Here is a 295-nt window from a genome sequence, read left to right on the forward strand (position 1 = left end):
CCTGGAGCGAAGGAAGTTACATCGGCAAGCCGGAATGGCCGTTGAATCCGCCGGGTGCTGAGGACGTGCCGAGTCAGGTGCAGGCGATGGTGGCGCAGGCGTTGCCGAGCAAGAACTGGGACTTGTTGGAGAAGGGCAAGGAATTGGCACAGACAGGGATGGGTGCGGTGCAGACCGCACAAGGCGCGATGCAAACGGCGCAGCAGGTGAAGGGGGCAGTGCAGGGCGGCATGGCCGGGCTGCCGAAACTGGCGAGTGCGGCGATGCCGAGTGCGTCGGGGATTCTCGGGGCGGC

At 65.8% G+C, this 295-nt stretch carries 1 pseudogene; it reads left to right on the forward strand.

The annotated features are described in order from the left end of the window. Positions 1–295: pseudogene (locus tag ACW9HX_RS29180) on the forward strand (type VI secretion system tip protein VgrG); the annotation flags it as partial.

This window comes from Pseudomonas sp. SDO52101_S400 (assembly GCF_054071635.1).